Genomic DNA, 20,045 nt, shown 5'->3' on the forward strand with positions numbered 1-20,045 from the left:
ACAGACCCCCACTACAGTCTTTCTTTGAATTTTGTGGGGATCGTACAGGCTTTATGCGCGGAATCCAACATTGGTCTTCATTCAGCCCCGTGCATGCAGCATGGCAAGTAAACAAAAATAGATGCGCTTACTCCGCATTTTCATCGTCCTCTTGTTATTGCTAAAGAAATATGGATAATCACCTATTATTTTGATGAGTAGAAGCAATGAATACTGAAAAATTATTTTCCTATGGCACGTTACGTTATGAGGCAGTACAACTGAGTAATTTTGGACGAAAACTACATGGAATAGTAGATAGTCTTCCTGAATTTGGTATGTCTAAAATAAAGATCAAAGATCCCAATGTTATTACTACCAGCGGTGAAGAGGAGCATCCCATTATCACTTATACTGGAAAATCTACAGATAGTATAGAAGGCATGGTATTTGATGTGAGTATTGAGGAGTTAAAGAAAGCAGATTCTTATGAAGTTGCAGACTATAAACGGATTAAAGTGAAGTTAGCTTCGGGTGTATTTGCTTGGGTATATGTTCATATTGGGAGTACAGAATAAGATTTTTAGAAAATGGATTCATTAAGCCTCAACTGAGGCTTAATTGATCAATTTTTAATGAACTACACGATGTTCATCCTTGACCCATCTCATTAAAAATGCCCCAATTATTTGATATAAAGGTAAAACAGCTAAACCAATATGATAACCAGATAATGAAAAATCATGAGAAGTACCCGCGTTGCTAAAAATATCCAGTAGTTTTCCTATTGCAGGCTCAGTAATTGCATCCAGAAAAGCGTCACTTGCATTGATTAGAGAAGTTACTGTACCTGCCAGATATAAGGGATTTGATTCTTTCCCAATCACAAATACTATTGGAAATGCTCCTAAACTAAAACCAAAGAGAAAAAGTAATACGCTCAATAACCAAATTGGCATAGGATGCGCGTAGATGACCAAACTAATGGATAAAGCAGAAATTAAAGTGGTATAAAACATAAATGCACAGCGATTTTGTATGCGATTGATAAATAAAGCAAACACAGGGCATGCAATAGCTAATCCTACAAATACTAAAGAAATAAGAGATGGAGCTGTTAATTTATCTAAATGATACGCTTTTTGTAAAAAAGGATTTCCCCATAAACCACAAAAAATAACTATGGGAGAAAATGCTAAACCACTATATCCAGTTAACAACCAGTTTTGTTTGTTTTTTACAATTAATAAAATATCTTGCCATACATGTGGGTTTTTAGAAACATGACGAGTTTTGGATTCGGATGATTCAATGAAGAAAGAAGGCTTATCTTTAACAATAAAAAAGAACAAGAAGGCTAATATGATACCCATCCAGGCTATATAAACTAAACTGGGTCTCCAGCCTACTTGACTAATCAACCATGCAAGCGGCATTTGTCCAAAAATTGCTCCTACCATTGCGGCAGTAACAAGTAATGATGTCAATAAAGCATAATATTTTTTGGGAAACCATACTGCTGCTAATTTGAAATAGGCGATGGAAGCAAAAGAAACGCCAACTCCAGTCAAAGCACGTCCCCAAATAGCAGTATTTAATTCTTGAGCCTGAGAAAAAATATAAATTCCAAAGGCACAGCAAAAAATTGCTCCTGTTGTAACCCAGCGTGTACCATAACGATCGAGGACAATTCCTACAAATAGAGGTACGATAAGATAGGTCCAGAAATAAACACCGGATAAAACACCAAGGCCTAATCCCTGTAGATTAAATGCATCCATCAGTTGTTGAGGCATTACACTTGGAAAATTTTGGAGAATGTATTTATAAAATAAAAATGCAGCGCATAAACTAATAATAAAAAGAGCGCGGTAGGTTATTGTTTTTTGTTGCTGTGATGCATCTGCATCAAGTACGTTTCCCATGGTGAATCTCCTCAATATTGTTAAATCGTGTCACTTGATTATTCGGCCTTCCCCCTAGAGAGGCTGAATAATCAAAAACACAACTCTAGGGCGAGGAGAGGAACACCACGACCACCACTACAACTGAAACTATAGAAACAATAGCACGCACCAACCCAGCAGAGCTGCTTAATAGAATTGGATGTCCCGAGCTATTGTTCATATATATTGCAGAGTGAAAAATAAATTGTTAATTATCCTGATGATACCAATTAGTATTAATTCTTGTCAAACAAATTATCAAAAAGAGTAACACCGGGCAAGTAAGAATGTATTGATTAAAAGAAGCGCATGATAAAGTGTAGGGTAGGTATCCGAGACATAAATGTCTCGGATTCATCTAAACATGTTGGATGCAACTGCTGTTTTGAGTACTATTATTTTTTATATTTTAATTTTGATTCTTCTTCTACTTCGGGTACAGGTACGGGGACATTAGGCATCAGGCTCTTAAATCTGTTGAACCAACTAAATCTTATTTCTGGGGCCATAATTTCATCGGGTCTCACTTCATCAATTAGTTTATGTAATGCATCTTTATTATGAGATGGAACCACTGCCTCAAGTTCTTTATGTGCGTTGAGAATATCTTGCGGACGTGGAGCTGGTGCATGAGATGGGACTAAACGTTCTAACATGAGTGAATAACTGCTTTTAGGTTGCGGTTTTGGTGTCATGCTAAAAGGCGTTTTTTCTGGTAGAAGTTGCAATTTAGTTGTTTGAACTTTCTCTATACGACTCATTAAGTCTTGTGCACGGCTTTGGCAAAATTGAGTTCGTTCCTTAAGTGACTCTACTTCACGGTTCATTTGATCATTGTAGAAAAAGTTAACAGTACAAATATGAGGTCTTGAGGTCTCATAGTTTAGTTTTGCTTGCAACCAATCTTGTTCGCTTAATTGACGTTCGCGTTCGGGAGCTATATCCTCTGAAAAATAGGCATACGAATCACCATATCGTCGATAACGAGACATATGACTTGGATCAATAATTAATTGTGCTTGACTGAAATCGTAAACTCGTTCTAACTGAGAGTTAAGAAGAATTCTTTCGTTTCTCAAAACTTGCAGCGCTTGAGAAAACCCACGCTCTTGCAATCTTAGACTTTCTTCTTCACGTTCACGGTGTGTGGGCGATTCATATATATGTTCTGGTTCATTTAATTGAGCTTTGACTCGCTCAAGTAACTGTTGAAATACTTGCTCAGAAGTCTGAGGGGGCTGTTGAAGTTGAGCTTGATGAAAGGAAAGTCGATCTTCCAACATGCGGATTTTTTTATCAATACGTAATTTAGTCAGCTGTAATTGTGTGGTATCACTGAAAGTGGCAGGAATTGGAGCTGCTTGTTGTGCTCTAAGCGCTGCGAGCTGCGCGGACAAGGTCGCTATTTGCTGATGTACATGGGCATGAGGTATTGGCTGATTATTGACTAGAGGTAATTGCAGATAAGTGTTAAGCAGATCCAAATCGTCAGTGATATGAACATGACGATCTTCCATTAATAATACTTCTTCTTCAATGGCTTCTAACTCTTTTTCTACTTCCTGTAAGTCATTTTCTAGTTTTCTTAGTTCTTTATCAAGCTCTTGCAGCTTATTGGCACGCGCGTTGGCGTCAGCCATATGCGTTGCAATAGAACGGCTTTCCTTTTTCCCTTCAACTCTTGCTTCTTTAAGTTTTTGATCGTTTTGTTGTTGCGTTTGCTCGCTCACATGTTCTGCTTGTGCTTTACTCTTTGCAATTAATGACATAAGAAGGAAAAGTAACTGTTGTTGTCGGAGCAGTTCTTCTGCATTTTTTTCCCTAATGAATTGGATTTGTGCTTCTTCCTTCATAATTTCTTGGGCGATCATATTTATGGTTTCGTTACCGCCCACTGTTTTAAGAAATTCAATGACCTGTGTGGCATCTTGTAGTCCAAAACGAGCAAGAAATTGAGCTGCTAAAGAAGAGTTTGTTTCGGTTGTAGTGCGTCCATTGCCTTTTTCTATGTTTGCAAACCATTTTTCAAGTTGGCTTGAAGTCAAAGCCATTGGGGCAGATTGTGATGTATTGGCCACGGAAGAACTCCAGTATATAGGTACTGTACAAATTATAAACTTTTTTGAACTTGAAGTAAAGCGTTTGTTTTAGTAATAATCAGAGAAATCAAGATGTTAATCTAGTGATTTGATAGATGATTAGCCAATCTGGTTGTATTTCCAGTGATTTATCTATGACCTTACGAAAAAGAATTTTCTTCCATAAAATAGATAAGAAAGTAATAAGCACCAAACATATAATAATTAAGTTTTTTATATTAATCCAGGAGACTACTTTTTACCCACCCATAAACTCCTTCGTGAGGCTTAGAGGAAAACCATCCTGAAATAACGGCACTGGGTAATAAAAAGAAAAAAAGGCTAAGCCAAAATGCCAGAAAATCTCTGTTACAACTAATGCTGCAGCAGGTAAATTACGAATGCTGTCTACGGAGCTCACGGTCATTAGGGTCAAACTAAAAATGGTCGGTTTTTATTCATTAAAATCTCAATGATAAACAGCTTAAACCACCATCAATTTTACGAAACTCACTCACATCTACGAGGATAACTTGAAAACCTGAACTCCGAACCATTTCTATGGAACGAGAGAAGCCTTGGGGCATAATAACACTGTCATTGACTCTAATGCAATTGGCTGCATAAGCTTCATTTTCATCAATAATTAATTGTTCATATGCGTTAAAAGCAGGATGATTCACTAATTCACCATTGACCAGCAAGCATCTATTTCCCAGATAGGAAACTCCCGTTTTTAGATGTAGAAATTTTTTAAGATCTACCAATGTACTTTTGTAGCCATACTGAGCCAACAAGGCTGATAATTGGCTCGCACCCTCTCTGTTAGTGCGCTGCGAAATGCCTATATAAAAATGATCCTCCACTTGCATGACGTCTCCTGCTTCCAATGTTCCAGGAGCTTCTATTTTATGGGTTCGTCCTTTATAAATGGTTTGGATATATGGTTCAATTAGCTTTACCTCTCCCTGTCTTGATAGGGCTCCAGGACGAGTAAGGAGTGCGAATTGTTTTGTAAGAAGCACAGGGTCTTCAACAAAGCATGAATCAGGAAAAGTGTCTGCTGCAGGTAAAACAGTTACTTCCAGGCCACAGTGAGTCAGCGCATTAATGTAATTTTGATGTTGTTCCAGAGCCTTTACATAGTCAGGTTGGCCTAAATCTATTGTAGAGGTTAATCCATGAATCAAATTGGGTGATGGTATTCGTACTATTGCTTGTTGAAACATAATAATTCCCTTTAATAAAAAATAGAGATCCTGGATCTGGATAGTCCCAAATCTTATGTATCAAATCAAGAAATATGTTTGTTTTTAAAGTGAATGATATTTTGTTGATTTTAGATCGTAATCACTGCTGCTCCTGTAAATCGTCCATGACGTAGATCTGCAAGTGCCTGATTCACTTCAGTTAATGGATAAGTATGAACTTCCGTTTTAACAGGAATTTTTGGGGCTAATGATAAAAACTCTTCGCCATCATGTCGGGTGAGATTCGCGACAGAACAAAGAGTTCGTTCTCCCCAAAGAATGCTGTAAGGAAAACTTGGGATGTCGCTCATGTGGATTCCGGCACAGACTACGATTCCACCTTTGATTGTGTTGCGAAGTGCGAGAGGAACAAGATCCCCCACAGGAGCAAAAATGATGGCGGCATCTAATGGGTGTGGAGCGGGTTTGTCTGAATCTCCAGCCCAAGCTGCGCCTAATTTATAAGCAAATTCCTGAGCCTGCTCGTCTCCAGGGCTCGTAAAGGCGTATATCTTTTTATCTTGTTTTTGTGCTACTTGAATAAGAATATGTGCTGCTGCACCAAAACCATATACTCCCAAATGCTTGGCGTTGTTTGTTTTCAACAAAGCACGATAACCAATTAATCCAGCACAGAAAAGAGGGGCGGCTTGCTGTTCGGAATAACCATCGGGTATGGGAAAACAAAATTGGTGGTGAGCCACACAATATTCCGCAAATCCGCCATCAATTTGATAACCAGTAAAACGAGCCTCATCACAAAGGTTTTCACGTCCTGATAAACAAAATGAACATTTCTCACAACTCCTGCCTAACCAGGGAACTCCAATTCGCTGTCCAATTACAAAATTAGTGACTGAAGCGCCAATTTTTTCAATGATGCCTACAATTTGATGACCTGGAATAAGAGGCAGTTTGGGGTTTTTTAATTCTCCATCTACAACATGCAGATCCGTTCGGCAAATACCGCAGGTTTGCACTTTAATAAGCACTTCATTTTCTTTGGGTTCAGGTTTTTTTACTTCTTTATAAATTAAATTTTGTCCTGATTTTTCCATAACCATAGCATGCATCATAATCATCTCTTCCCTAGATCGTACTGAATAATAAATAAAATATATTGTTTAAACTGTAGACTAAATAATGGAAATTGTTCGACTTGACAAATTACTTTTGTGTATCAAACTGTAGTTGGTGTATTTTACAAATCTTATTAATGGAACAAAATAACTTTAGACGGAGCTATAACATGAACACGCTATTAAAATGGAAAAAAGGAAATCCTTTTTCAATCGAACATCCTCATAATCCTTTTTTGAGCCTTCAACAGGAAGTTGATAAAGCATTTCATGATTTTTATGATATGTTTGCGTCAAATAAGAATTTATCACAATTTGAGAGTCTGAACCTTATGCCCTCAATGGATGTTGTTGAGGATAAGGATCATTTTATTATTCAAATGGAAATGCCTGGCATGGATGAAAAAGATATTAATGTGTCTTTTAGCGGAAATGTACTTACTATTACAGGTGAAAAATCGACTTCTAAAAAAAATGAGAATAAAAAATATATTTTCCGTGAAATTGGTTATGGTAAATATGAACGTTCAATCTCATTACCTTCAACAGTAGATATTGATAAGGCTAAAGCTACTTTTAAAAAAGGAATGCTTTGGATTGATCTACCTAAAAAAGCAGAAGCTAAAGGTAAAGCTCGAGACATAAAAATCGAACATATGAAATAAATCTATAATTGTGCCTCAACTTGATTTTGAGGCACGATCCTTCTCTTTAAATGCGATAATTTTTCAAATTATTGCATAAATTTTTACTTATTGTAGGCATACAGATGAGCTATATTGAAAATCAGGTCTTTGACGAGCTAACAATCGGCAAATCAGCACAACTAATACGCACATTAACCCTAGAGGATATCGAGCTTTTTGCTATCATGTCAGGCGATGTAAACCCTGCGCATGTGGATGCAGAATATGCTAAAAATGATATGTTTCATAAAATCATCGCTCATGGAATGTGGGGGGCATCACTTTTATCTACTGTTTTAGGAACTGAACTCCCTGGACCTGGAACCATTTACTTAAATCAAACTTTAAAATTCGAACACCCTGTTAGTCTCGGCGATACAATTACCGTAACACTTGAAGTAGTGAAGAAAATACCCCAAAAAAATATTGTTGAGCTTGTTTGTAAAGGGGTCAATCAATTGGGAAAAACAGTGATTAGCGGTCTTGCAACGGTTATTGCGCCGACCACTAAAATAAAGAGAAAACGTATTGAACTACCCACAGTAGAGCTGAAACCCAAACAGGAGCATTGGTATCATCGCTTAATCACAGCGAAAAACTCACTAAAACCGCTTAAAACAGCTGTAGTACATCCGGTAGATGTCTTGTCGCTTAAAGGAGCAATTGCTTCTGCCGAAGAAGGTTTAATTATTCCCGTTCTTGTTGGCCCGAAGCAAAAAATTCTTGATGCGGCAAAAGAAGCTAATATTGATATTTCGTCATATGAGCTTGTTGCAACGGAGCATAGTACAGAAGCTGCTGAAAAAGCAGTAAAATTAGCTGTGACACACAAAGTTGAAGCAATAATGAAAGGTAAACTTCATACGGAAGAGTTGATGAAGCCAATTGTTGCCAAGGAAAATGGTTTACGAACTGGCCGTCGTATGAGTCATGTATTTTCTCTTGAAATGCCTAATTATCCCAAACCCATTTTTTTAACTGATGCAGCAATCAATCTTTTTCCCACTCTCAGAGAAAAATGCGACATAGTACAAAATGCAATTGATCTGTTCCATGCACTCGAATTAGGTACACCTAATGTTGCAATCCTTTCAGCAGTTGAAACTGTAAATGAAAAAATCCCATCGACGCTCGATGCTACGGCTCTGTGTAAAATGGCTGAGCGTGGACAGATAACTGGAGGGGTTTTAGATGGTCCTTTAGCATTTGATAATGCGATTTCTATGGATTCAGCACGCACAAAAGGTATTTTTTCTCCAGTGGCTGGTAATGCAGACATCTTAGTCGTTCCTGATGTTGAGTCAGGTAATATGCTTTACAAGCAAATGACTTACTTATCACACATTGAAGCTGCGGGTATGGTATTAGGAGCTCATGTTCCCATTATTCTTACCAGCCGAGGCAGCGATGAATTATCGCGTAAAGCATCATGTGTCATGGCTTTATTATATGCGCGAAGAAAAAAATCATGAAATTGAATCAATTTTCCGACATCCTCAAAACAGAGTTTTTATGGATTGTTAAGGAAATGAATAATACTTTTAAACATACATTGAATGTAATTTTAAAAACATAAATTTATATGGAGCGTTATGTATGTTTCAGTGGCTTTTAAGATTGCTTTTTGTGATATCAGGATCCATTGCAAGTTGGTTTGTGGGACGAGAAGAGCTGAAGTTCCCAGTCGTGCAAATGGTAATTGCAGTTATTTTGTTTACCCTTATTATAAGTGTAATTGCTTTTTGGCCTGAGATAAAAAGTTGGTATAAGCGAATTCGTAAATGATTCAACCTGGGAGTTGAGTTGGTCACAATAAATGACCAACTTCTAGACGTGATTTAGCTTAACTCTATGGAGATAATTGTTTCTGTTGCTCCAACTCCTCAGCTAATTTTATGCTATTAGCCATTCTAATGAAAATTGTTATAAATTACGGAAAAAACAGGAGAAGCAAATGAAACAACATTCACAGGGATTTTTGGCACTGGTAACAGAAGCCAAAAAACGTATTAAAGAAATATCCCCCAAAAAATTAAAAGAAAAAATTGACCGTCATGAACCCATGCAACTAGTTGATGTACGCGAGCTTAATGAATGGGAAACAGGTTCTATCTCAACGGCAATCCACTTAAGCAAGGGGGTTATTGAGCGGGATATTGAAAAGAAAATTCCTGATTTAAATACTCAAGTGATTGTATATTGCAGTGGTGGCTTTCGGAGTGCTCTTGCTGCAGACAACTTGCAAAAAATGGGTTATGCCAATGTTTCCTCATTGGAAACCGGTTTACAAGGTTGGCTTGATGAAGGATATCCTTTACAAAAATAAGCGAGTTTTAGATATTTTGATTCAGTATCAAAGCGAGCAAATCCCCCCTTTCTCACGAGAGGGATACTTTTTCTTGTGAAAAGTTATCCTCTAATCAGCAATATGCTTAAAATCGATGGTATAAGTATTATTCCAATGCCAATTATTTCTCTGACTTGTGGCAATAACCATCGATTTTACTTTTTTTGCATTTAATTCATTATTTTTCTTATAAAGTAATGAGAACTCAAGAGTATCTTCAATTAGGGGCGAAAGCAGAAAAGTTGATTTTGCCATGTTTGCAACAAGACGATATTGCTTTGTGGCGCCATTGTTTAACTTCAAAGTGATTTGCAATTGTTGGGGTTTAAAAAGAATGGTTGCCAAAGTGCCTAATACCGTTGGTTTTAATTCAATTTTAGCAAACAGCAGTTGTTTTTCAGGTATATCAACTTGTTCTCCGAGAACATGGGACTCTCTTTTTGATAAAGTAAGGTTTGTCTGACGGGGATTCTCTTTTTTATGAAGAAACAAAAAATCATTGGTTGAATGATCAGGCTGATAATTAGTGAGTAGCAAGGGCCAGCTTGCGCCATCTTCCAGTGAGGGTATTCGTTGATCAATGGGTTCAATCTTAAAAATGATGTTATCGGGCCTATGTTTTCCTTGCAGATGCTTTTTATTGTCTTCAGCTAAGTCTTGATTGAAAACTGAGTAGCTCTGGAAAATTGGGCGTGGTGACCAAATATTTTGCGAGGAGATTAAGTAAGTTTGATCGTATGAGTAAATATCCGTAGTTCCCTGTAAAATAGGGAAGCCAGCTTGCTCGCGTAAGAAGTTCATCGTAAAAGTAAAGTTTTTTTCAAGCCAGGAAGGGTCTTGTATTCTGCTTTTTAAACCATGCGATGCAGTAGAATAAGTAGAAATGAAATTATCGTAAATTGATATATGGGTATACTGACTATTAATATAATACCAGCTGCTTAATGATACAAAAATAAGTAAATAACTGACCCATGAATTAAAAATAAAAAGTAAAAACAGGGCTGCAAGCAAAATAGAAGTTCCTGGTATAAATGCATGACCCGCATGACGCGTAAAACCTGTTTTAAAAGAAACAAATAAAAAAACAAAATACACGCTCAGTAAGAATATTTTTTTACCAGGAGGTATTTGTTTTTGCCATGAAATGGCTAAGAAAATTAATAAACAAGTAAGTAAATAAAAAAAGACCTCTTTCATATTGCCATCAGAAGACATTGCCTCAGTAAATCCTGACGCTATAAAGAGGGAGCTGGTGAGGTACTGAGGTAAAGAAGATAAAGGTTGTCCTACTGTAAGCCAAAATATAATGATTGATACTGATGGGGCGGCCAGGCAAATCAAGGCCAGCTCTTTTTTATTGTAGGCAAGAAAAAAAATAAAACAAACGATAAGCATTAGAAGGCAAATAATAAGCATTGAGCCCTTGATTAATGCCATTAAACCAAATGGAGCAAATAGAAAAAAAGTAAATACCAGAAGATGATGACTTTTAATTTTGTTCTTTAAAAAGAGGATCTTAAAGCTGAGCAATCCTGCAAGTAAGGGATAAGAAAAAAATAGAGAGTCTCGGGCATACATCATACCTAAAAATGGCACACAATAAATTAGAGTCCAGTACCATCGACTTGGTTTTATTAAAAAAAGAAAGTAAATCCAATAGGATAGAGCCAAATAAAGACATCCAGTAATCATCAAAAGATCAGTTGCTGGGTGATAAGTTTTTGTATAAAGAGATGCATAGGGCCCCAGAGTAAATATTATCTCTTTACCAAAAGCTAACCCTTGAGCAACTGCTTGATTTAAACCTAGTGCCCATGAAGGATCAATCCCTGGGGCTGGCATTTTGGGTGAGAGAGGAACAAAAGCACATATAATCATGAGCAACAGGATTAGCTTGCTCAGAACATCAAAGAGTTTATTTGCTTTTTCAATGAGTATTCCTTGTGTATTTCTTAATGTAGACATCCATAGTTCCAATTTTTTAAACGTAGTGTAGCCTGCTGGGTGATATTATGGAACAACCCCTCCCATATTTTAAAAGAGGAAAGAGGCCCCTAAAGAAACTGTATTGGAGATATCAGGGGTAGTACTTGTGTCTTCAAAGGTTTTAAACGTACCATAATCATGTTCGTTTTCATATTCAACAAATAAATTGATGCCGGGCATAAGACGATAATAGGGCCTTACAGTATAACGCATTTGATTCAATCCACTGCCAATTTGAGCGTTGACTACCGTTTTGGTTGCTAAAATGCTGCGTATACCTGTTCTGATCAAGAAATTATTGGTAATTTGGGTATCTCGCGATAGTTCAATATCAAATTTGGCACTCCCACCATAAAAATAAGTTCTTATATCCGTGTCAATAAAAAATGGCATTAACCCTTCCAGGCCAATACCTGCTTGCCAATAAGGTCTGGTGGCGGGTTGATTAAAATAGTTCACGCCTCCTTTAACCGCCCAAAATTGACTGATTAAATGCCAGTAAAATATATCAATATCAGCGTTTTCAGCAGTGTTCTTATAAATTTCAGCGTCATTGATAAATAATTCCAGTTTATTGTAGTCAGGGCCATACATACCCTTGTAAGTAAGTTGTTGCGCATTATGCAGAGGATTGGCACTTACATCCAAAAGAGTAGCAAACCAAAAGCCTCCACCATGAGCCATAGGATGTTTCACTAAATGCAAGTTAATCGGTCTGATTGCTTCATCGACCCGAATAATGGGGCGATTATAATAATCAGTATTTTTCTCAATGTCTTCTGGCTTGGCTTTATGTTCAGCGATTTCAATTAGGGTTGTATATTGAAAGACTCGGTTCATTCCGGTCATCATATGATAAAGCATATGGCAATGGAAAAACCATTGGCCACTTGCATCAGTATCTACATCAGCAGTTAGGGTACCCCCCGGTGGAACATCAAGCGTATGTTTCAAAGGATCAAAGGCATTCTTTCCTGTACGTAGAATAAACCAATGGCCATGAATATGCATTGGATGATGCATCATGGACGTATTCGTAAATACAAAACGATAACGTTTGCCCGGTTTTAAGGGTATAGGCTTAGCCTTATATCCAGGAACTCCGTTAATAAACCAAATAAATTGCCCCATGTAGCCAAATAATTCCAAATTAATTACTCCCTCTATAGGTTTATTGGGATCATTGGTTGGAACTGCAGCAGTTAAATCGCGATACTTAGTTTCCAGTGAGGTCATGTAGGATGAATCAGAAGGGGATATCGTATCTTTAAATCGGGTCGGCTCTGTAGGCATGTTATGGTTCATTTTCATGCTCATGGAATGATTCATAGGCATGGTATGGTCCATTTTTATATTCACGGAGTGATTCATAGGCATGCTATGGTCCATTTTCATGTTCATGGGGTGCTTTTGCTTCATTGGTGACTTTGATGCGTTTGGTTTTTGCTGATTTATGGGTAAGGTGCCACGATATATGCCTCCCATCATAATATTCATCATTTCTCGAGTGACAGGAATGGGCTCAGGAAAAGGTTTTACTTGGCTATAATTAACGATTTGATCTGGTGCTGTTTTTAAAGCACCATATACAGTTCCCACTGTATCTTTTGAACCTGTATAAATAATATAAGGTTCATTTTTTTCTATTTTTACTAAAACATCATAAGTCTCGGCGGGTGAAATGGTTAATTCTTTAAGAAGATAGGGTTTTACATCGTTTCCATCAGCTTGTACGACCTTCATTTTCGAGCCAGGTATTTTGACCCGAAAAATCGTACTACTGCCTGCATCAATAAACCGTAGACGTACAATATCGCCAACGTTCACTGGTGCGGTCCAAGGATCCGCGTTAGGATGGCCATTCATTAAAAATGCATCGAAAGCGACATCACTTATATCATAAATGCTCATGCGCATTTGTTGCATGCTTTTATAATCACCAAGAAGACTTTGTCGTTCTTCTTTAGATGCATTTTGATAATCATGAATAAATTTTACTAGTGAGGGTTGTAGCGGAAAACGAGGAGCATAATAATCGCCATCTTTTTTAAGATTGGCTAAAACCTGCTCAGGCTTTGTATTAATCCAATCGGATAAGACGATCACATAATCTTTAGTATAAGCATATGGAGATGGTTTTTGGGGATCAATCAAAAATGCTCCATACAAACCCTGTTGCTCTTCTACGCCGGCGTGGGCATGGTACCAATACGTACCGGATTGCTTTAAAGTAAATTGATAGTGAAAAACACCACCTGGAGGAATTTCAGTTTGAGATACACCTTCCACACCATCCATTTGCCAGGGAACTAACACACCATGCCAATGTATAGCCGTCCCTTTATCAAGGTGATTGTAAACATTTATAGTGACCTGATCACCTTCTTTAAAATGTAAGGTAGGTGCAGGAATTTGATTATTTACAGCAATAGCTTGAGCTGGTTTTTTAGCAAAATAGACTGTTTTATAAGCAATATCTAAATTGATGACTTTATGTGCCGCAAATACAGGACACGAGCATACAAGTGAAATGAGACATAATAGAGAAATAAAATGAAGTTTCTTAATTTGCAAATCATGAATACTTTCTATCATCTCGTTTTCCCTACGATCAGATTGATGCTCTCTGATCTTAAACAGTCCTAAAGTTTATAGACCTGTACAATACCATTTGCATTATAAGGAGAATAGAGGGGATGTTGAATTAATCCCAGAGACATCGAAAGTAGTTTGCAGATTTTTACAGCAATCCTTTGACCGCACTCATAATGTTCTAGCCCCGCCCTGGATTTCCTATTTTTAACTAATTTATTGCTTCTGCAATAAACAGCTCAGATAAAAAATCTATCAAAAGAGATTGGCTTAATATTTCATTAATAATTTTATGTCAAAATGATTTTATTTTGTGCAAATCGTTACCCAGGACAGTAATTATGCAAAGTCATGAACAAATTAAGTCTCTTCTTTCTACTGACAAATCTATCGCTTCCAAAGATAAAATAGAACATGGCACAAAAAGTAAAAATACAGTAGGTTCTATAGAAGAGTTTCAGAGGTCTGCTAAAACCGGGGGTAAGGTATTAGTTGTCATCGGTGGAGGTACCGCTGCACTGACCTATCTCTACACCCAAGATATTGAAAAAGAGTATTCCCATGTTTTGATATTAGGTGACCGTGGTTACTGGGGTACTGCAGCGCACAGGCTAGCCCAGCCTCATCATATTTTTGCTATGCCACATGAACCAAGTTACGAATTTATTGATCCTGCTGAGCATGATCAGACAAAAAAGATCTTGCCACACCAACCTATGTCAGCCTATGTACACTCTCATGATTACCAGTCCAGACTGATCGAATTTGAGAAAGCGACAGTAGAATCTCTGCACACTAAAGGAAAAGAGGTATTCATTGCCAGTAAAGAAAGAGTGAAAAGAATCGAGAGAACAAAAGATGATGGTCATTTAAAAATAAAAACCACCAGTGGTCACACTTTGGACGTAGACAAAGTTATCATTGCAACTGGTGCTGGTCCAGCAAGGACACTTGAGGAAAATTTACAAAAAGGTCTGAGCACACCTGATGCAAAAGCCAGAGTTTTAAACTATACCGATATCCTTACACCTGGGGTTGAAAAGTGTAAAGATAAAACTGTTCTTGTGTATGGAGGAGGTGCAACTGCTGCATGGGCAATGGAAGTTGCTGCACTTACTGCAAAACCAGTGGCTTGGGTAGGCCGCAGTGGTTTTGAATTAGCTATCGAGGCAGGCCCAAGGGTTAATGCAATTATCGTCAACAGTCGATCAGTACAACTCACTGGAGTGATCACATCTATTTCTTATCTTCCTGATGAACAAGGCGGGGAGGGAAAACTTTTGATTGAAGTTTCCGAAAAAGAAAATGAACTACCTAAGCACAAGTTTACAGTGGATTATTTATTCAACTGTATTGGTCAAGAACCCTACGAATTAGGCGGGCTTCCTGAAATTATAAGTGATGACCTTAGAGATGAGATCACTCCTTATTTCGATAAAAATTGTGTTACAGGTGAAAAAGGTTGTAAATTAGGATGGTCTACTGCAAAAAATGATGTATTTATTATCGGAGCAGCACAGGGTACTTATTATAATAAAAGCAAAACTACTCCAACCGCTCCAACTGTTCCTACTGGTTCTACCGTTCCAACTGTTTCTAGCTTTTTACCTCGAAGCGGTCAAGTACCTATTACTATCGGCGGCGTTGTTTCATCTGTATGTGCATTGACAAACTATATGCCAATTTTTCAAGATCCCGTTACACGAAAAGCTACTGTATCCAGTCTTAATGTCAACGTGATGAATGCAACGCAACTTGCAGTCTTTTTTACAGTCAGTTATCCTTCTGTTTCTGCTCAAAGGATAAATCAGGCTGTTAAAGAGCTAATCGCCGAGCGCTCGAACACAGATTTTGGCTTGTCGCCAAAACGATTTGAAGAGTTTCTCTATGAACACTTTGGAGCTCTTCCAAATCCTGAGTATTGTCAAATGATGACTCAAAAAATAAGTAAATCTAAAGCAATGGTCACAGAAATTCCAACTGATCCAAAAACAGGAAAGGTAAAAAAAGTACAAGATGATGGCTTTTCTCCTGAAACAATTAATGTGCTTAAGCGAAGCCAGTTATTTGGATTCTATAAACCTGTTTCTCAAAGTAGCTCGGTTAAGAAGGATTCATTTAACGAAGCGGTTCGACTTCTTCCAGAAGTTGACGAAAATATTCGTTTACCTGTTATTGTTAAAAAATCAGTAGAATCAACGGAGAAAAATAAAGTTGAGGAAACAACCTTGCCTCTCGTTCCAGTACAAACTTTTTAATCGAATGTTGCGCCCAATTGAATTAAGAGATATTTATTTAACAAAGTTAAAATTACAAACAATGTGGAAATAAATATCTCTTTTTTTTATAATCAATGGCGTTCAAATAAAAAGGTATGTTTATGAAACATATACCGTTCACTGAATTTGTAAAATTAAATCAAGAAGAGCTTATGACGCTCTATCCTGTGCTGGTATTAATTGAGCAACAACAGCAAAGCAAGGCTGCTACTGAGGCATATACAGCAGTTCTAGTAAACTTAATTAAAAACATTGACTTGGGTGTATTAATCAGAGCGACTTTTACTTATCCAAAGCTCGATGCCTTTTGCAAACTTCCGGTTTTAATCCCTTTTTGGAATGAACGATGGCGCTTAAGTGGCCGTGGCCATAACCCCGATAAAAAAGATGATGCGCCAGCGAGCGCGCATGAGTATAAACCACAAGTAACATTACATACTTTTGAATTGCTTAAAGGAATTTATATTTATGCTCAATATAAATTTAATAATGCATCCGAGGAACCACTTTATAGGTCCTATGCTCCGGCTTATTTAAAATGTGCGGCACAACTTGGTTATTTTCCTGCACTCAATGCGTTGTATCTAGATGCTTTTCAGTCGAATAAATTGAATCAGGCTTTGATTTATGCAACACAACTTGCAGAATTATACTGGACTCCAGGTTACTTGCTTCTCTGTCTCATCCATTATCAAGCGGAGAACTATCAAGAGGCTTTACTGAATTTACTCGTCGCAGAAAAGCTAATGCCGTTCTCTGGGGCCATGATTAATAATGCCTATCAAGGTGATTCTGTCGAATCCATTTTAAGGGATGCTGGATTGAAGGATTTAACTGCAGCCAAGCACTTTTTGGCCGAGCTTAGCCATTTACCCATAAGTTATGTTACCTCTTCCCTCTACAAACAAGCAAAAGAAATAGCAGATAAGATTCTACAAAAATTCGATGCTGAAGAAGAAGTATTGAACGATGCTGATCAACATACAGCTTCTACAATTACGTTGCAATATTAAAGGTTGTTGACAATGTCGCGAACTGAACGATTATTGGACTTAATTCAGCTCTTAAGACGTCATCGTTTTCCAGTAAGCGGAGTATCACTTGCACAAGAGTTAGGAATTAGTCTTCGGACTTTGTATCGAGATATTTCTATGCTAAAAGGACAAGGAGCTCCAATTGAGGGAGAAGCGGGTATGGGGTATGTGTTACGTCCAGGATTTACTCTCCCTCCGCTCATGTTTACTGTTGATGAAATCGAAGCTATAGTTCTTGGTTCCCGTTGGGTCGCAGATCGAACGGATACACAACTCAAGGTTGCAGCACAAAATGCCTTGGCCAAAATCGCAGCTGTGCTTCCAAATGAATTACGTGAACAATTAGAAATCTTTGGGCTTCTCATTGCTCCTGGACATATCGCTACAAGCAAGGATTCAGATTTAATTTTGATTAGAAAAGCAGTACGATTGGAGAAAAAACTTCAATTGACCTATCAAGATGTAAATGAAAATTCTTCACAACGAATGATTTGGCCCTTGGCGCTGGGATTTTTTGACCAAGTTCGTATTCTTATTGCGTGGTGCGAGCTAAGGCAAGATTTTCGACACTTTCGCACTGATCGCATTATTGAATTAAATCTCACAGAAACGAATTATCCTGAGCGTCGTCAGGCCCTTTTAAAAAAATGGAAAGCGCTGATAACGATGAGCAAGTCCCATTAAGTGGATCGTCTGTTTGTAGCCTGGGTGCAGCGCAGCGGAACCCGGAATCGAGAAGTTTATCAAGCCAAGCACTCCCGGGTTCCGCTGCGCTGCACCCAGGCTACATTATATATTCTCATTTAGGAGGAGCCATAAATTCAGGACTAACGGGCTCTGCAACAAATTGCTCAAGAATTGTATCAATTTGCTTCATGGCATCAGCATCAATAGTCCATCCCATTACTTCATTAATATTCGCTAATTGTTCAGGTTTTCTTGCACCCCAAAGAGCAATCGTATGACCTTTATCCAATACCCAGCGAATTGCGAGGGCCAAGACTTTTTTATGGAAGTTTGCTTGAGCAAATTCATTCAGGGCTGCAACAGCCTTAAGATACCTTTCGAATTTTGGGCTTTGAAATTTTGGATCATTATTTCTTAAATCATCGCCCGGAAACTGTGTATCTAGAGTCATTTTCCCACTTAAGAGCCCACGACACAAAGAACCGTAAGCCAAGGTAATAATCCCAGATTTTTCAGCAAAAGGTAGAATCCTCTCTTCAATACCTCGTTCAAAAAGATTATAAGGCGGTTGCAAGGTATGTATCGGTGCAAACTCAAGAAACTCTTCCATTTGTTTTGTTGAAAAATTACTTACACCTATGGCACGAATTTTTCCCTCTTTCATTAAGGAAATCAATTCAAGAGCGGTTTCTTCAAATGGCGTTGAGTCATCGGGCCAATGAATTTGATAAATATCAATATAGTCTGTTTGCAATCGTTTTAATGAATCATTTATTTCTTGTTGGATACGTTTTCGTGAGGAATTTCTGTTTAATTTTTCATTGTGCCATTCTAGTCCGAATTTAGTAGCAAGGATAACGTTTTCGCGATGTCCGTATTCTTTTAATGCCTTGCCTACAATTTTTTCTGAAGTCCCAAAACCATAAACAGGAGCAGTATCAATCATATTGATGCCCAGTTCGAGTGCTTTGTGAATGGTTTTTAGGGCTTGCTGCTCGTCAGTTCCACCCCACATCCAACCGCCAATAGCCCAAGTTCCCAGACAAATTCGCGATGCCTTTTGCTTTAAATTAGAAATGTGAATTTTTTCCATAAAATATCCTTGTTATTTCCCTATCATGCAAGTATATATCATAAAAATTTATTTATTCTTTTGATTTTAAAAAGAGAAAACCCAGCGCTCTGAGTCTGGGTTTTTTAAAAGGCTGGCTTATTCAATATTCGATTGTAAACGCGTTATTTCCGTGATCCCGCTCCAATCCTTGCTATCCATATGATGAGCTAAGGCGATAATAAATTTATCCTTGATAATATTGGCTATATCAGGAACAACTCCTACCTGCGCAAAAGCTTGTTGAAATAAGTTTAAGTCTTTTAACCCTCCTTTCATATCAAAATTTACATCATCAAAGTCACGTTCTTTGATTTTATCGACATACAGTTGAAATGCGGGATGAGCAAATACAGAATGAAACAATGTATTAAGAATAGAGGTATCAACTTCGCTTTTTTCAGCAAATGCATAGAGCTCTCCCATAGCCTCTATTGCTGTAACAAGGAAATAATTCATGCATATTTTAATGACATTTGCTTGAAAAGGCTGCGATCCTACCGAAATAACTTTGATGGAGTATGCAGCAAATATTGGTTTACATTGTTCAATTATTTCTTTCTGACCAGCAACAAGCGTAGTAAGCTCACCTCGTGCTGCGACTTTAGGAACACCTAAAACGTTTGCTGCAAGATAGGTACTACCCTGTTTTTCATGCAATGCACTTAATTTTTTTGATGTTTCGGGCAATATAGTTGATGCGCCTATATGAATAGCCTGAGGGGATAACATCGGAACAAAGCTTTTGACTGTTTCTAAAACTGCATTATCATCAAGAAGGCAAGTAATAATAATTTTTGCATCTTTTACAGCCTCTTCAATAGTATCTGCTCCTTTGGCGCCTGCTTTAACTAACGGTATCATTTTTTCGGCTGTCCGATTAAATACGGTTAAATTAAAATCGGCTGCCAATAGTCGCTGAGCTAAAACAGAACCCATTTTGCCTAGACCAATCAACGTAATATTCATAACTACCCCTTGTTTATTA

At 37.7% G+C, this 20,045-nt stretch carries 16 protein-coding genes; 8 read left to right on the top strand and 8 right to left on the bottom strand.

The annotated features are described in order from the left end of the window. The first annotated feature begins 206 nt into the window (after positions 1-206). Positions 207-557, top strand: coding sequence for a gamma-glutamylcyclotransferase family protein (locus A8O27_RS14315; protein ID WP_058459962.1), 351 nt, complete (start codon positions 207-209; stop codon positions 555-557). A gap of 54 nt (positions 558-611) precedes the next feature. Here A8O27_RS14315 and A8O27_RS14320 read toward each other — a convergent pair whose 3' ends face one another. The 4 genes from A8O27_RS14320 to A8O27_RS14335 all read right to left on the bottom strand — a co-directional run bounded on the left by A8O27_RS14320 (position 612) and on the right by A8O27_RS14335 (position 6,326). After that, on the bottom strand, positions 612-1,904 hold the full coding sequence (locus A8O27_RS14320; protein ID WP_058459961.1) for an MFS transporter: 1,293 nt from the start codon (positions 1,902-1,904) through the stop codon (positions 612-614). A gap of 416 nt (positions 1,905-2,320) precedes the next feature. After that, positions 2,321-4,003, bottom strand: a complete 1,683-nt coding sequence (locus A8O27_RS14325) for a hypothetical protein (protein ID WP_058459960.1) — start codon at positions 4,001-4,003, stop codon at positions 2,321-2,323. A 461-nt stretch (positions 4,004-4,464) separates the two neighbouring features. Next, positions 4,465-5,232, bottom strand: a complete 768-nt coding sequence (locus tag A8O27_RS14330; RefSeq protein ID WP_058459959.1) for a dimethylarginine dimethylaminohydrolase family protein — start codon at positions 5,230-5,232, stop codon at positions 4,465-4,467. Between the two features lie 110 nt (positions 5,233-5,342). Next, positions 5,343-6,326 (bottom strand): zinc-dependent alcohol dehydrogenase family protein, encoded by a 984-nt coding sequence (locus A8O27_RS14335; protein WP_058459999.1) that lies wholly within the window; start codon positions 6,324-6,326, stop codon positions 5,343-5,345. Positions 6,327-6,502: 176 nt separating this feature from the next. Between A8O27_RS14335 and A8O27_RS14340 the strand changes: the two genes are divergently transcribed. The 4 genes from A8O27_RS14340 to A8O27_RS14355 all read left to right on the top strand — a co-directional run bounded on the left by A8O27_RS14340 (position 6,503) and on the right by A8O27_RS14355 (position 9,344). Continuing rightward, positions 6,503-6,997 (top strand): Hsp20/alpha crystallin family protein, encoded by a 495-nt coding sequence (locus tag A8O27_RS14340; RefSeq protein WP_058459958.1) that lies wholly within the window; start codon positions 6,503-6,505, stop codon positions 6,995-6,997. Positions 6,998-7,101: 104 nt separating this feature from the next. After that, positions 7,102-8,490, top strand: a complete 1,389-nt coding sequence (locus tag A8O27_RS14345) for a bifunctional enoyl-CoA hydratase/phosphate acetyltransferase (RefSeq protein ID WP_058459957.1) — start codon at positions 7,102-7,104, stop codon at positions 8,488-8,490. Positions 8,491-8,614: 124 nt separating this feature from the next. Then, entirely contained in the window at positions 8,615-8,803 is a 189-nt protein-coding gene (locus A8O27_RS14350; RefSeq protein WP_058459956.1) for a hypothetical protein, read from the top strand. 169 nt (positions 8,804-8,972) lie between these two features. After that, on the top strand, positions 8,973-9,344 hold the full coding sequence (locus tag A8O27_RS14355; protein WP_058459955.1) for a rhodanese-like domain-containing protein: 372 nt from the start codon (positions 8,973-8,975) through the stop codon (positions 9,342-9,344). A 90-nt stretch (positions 9,345-9,434) separates the two neighbouring features. Here A8O27_RS14355 and A8O27_RS14360 read toward each other — a convergent pair whose 3' ends face one another. Both A8O27_RS14360 and A8O27_RS14365 read right to left on the bottom strand, forming a co-directional pair. Continuing rightward, positions 9,435-11,333, bottom strand: coding sequence for a hypothetical protein (locus A8O27_RS14360; RefSeq protein ID WP_058459954.1), 1,899 nt, complete (start codon positions 11,331-11,333; stop codon positions 9,435-9,437). Between the two features lie 69 nt (positions 11,334-11,402). Further along, positions 11,403-13,949 (bottom strand): multicopper oxidase domain-containing protein, encoded by a 2,547-nt coding sequence (locus A8O27_RS14365; protein WP_058459953.1) that lies wholly within the window; start codon positions 13,947-13,949, stop codon positions 11,403-11,405. Between the two features lie 338 nt (positions 13,950-14,287). Here A8O27_RS14365 and A8O27_RS14370 point away from each other — a divergent pair, with 338 nt between their 5' ends. The 3 genes from A8O27_RS14370 to A8O27_RS14380 all read left to right on the top strand — a co-directional run bounded on the left by A8O27_RS14370 (position 14,288) and on the right by A8O27_RS14380 (position 17,943). Then, a complete protein-coding gene (locus A8O27_RS14370) occupies positions 14,288-16,204 on the top strand; it encodes an FAD-dependent oxidoreductase (RefSeq protein WP_058459952.1) in 1,917 nt (638 codons plus the stop codon). A 122-nt stretch (positions 16,205-16,326) separates the two neighbouring features. Further along, positions 16,327-17,238 (top strand): DUF5630 domain-containing protein, encoded by a 912-nt coding sequence (locus A8O27_RS14375; RefSeq protein WP_058459951.1) that lies wholly within the window; start codon positions 16,327-16,329, stop codon positions 17,236-17,238. Between the two features lie 12 nt (positions 17,239-17,250). Further along, positions 17,251-17,943, top strand: coding sequence for a helix-turn-helix transcriptional regulator (locus tag A8O27_RS14380; RefSeq protein WP_058459950.1), 693 nt, complete (start codon positions 17,251-17,253; stop codon positions 17,941-17,943). A gap of 115 nt (positions 17,944-18,058) precedes the next feature. Here the strand turns inward: A8O27_RS14380 and A8O27_RS14385 are convergent, their stop codons facing one another. Further along, the gene (locus tag A8O27_RS14385; protein WP_058459949.1) at positions 18,059-19,039 is read right to left on the bottom strand and encodes an aldo/keto reductase; all 981 of its coding nucleotides are present in this window, start codon (positions 19,037-19,039) and stop codon (positions 18,059-18,061) included. Between the two features lie 117 nt (positions 19,040-19,156). Further along, positions 19,157-20,026 carry an NAD(P)-dependent oxidoreductase gene (locus A8O27_RS14390; protein WP_058459948.1) on the bottom strand — a complete coding sequence of 290 codons (870 nt, stop codon included), beginning with the start codon at positions 20,024-20,026 and terminating at the stop codon, positions 19,157-19,159. Positions 20,027-20,045: the final 19 nt, after the last annotated feature.

The organism is Legionella bozemanae (genome assembly GCF_001648595.1).
In the GTDB taxonomy this organism is placed as follows: domain Bacteria; phylum Pseudomonadota; class Gammaproteobacteria; order Legionellales; family Legionellaceae; genus Legionella; species Legionella bozemanae.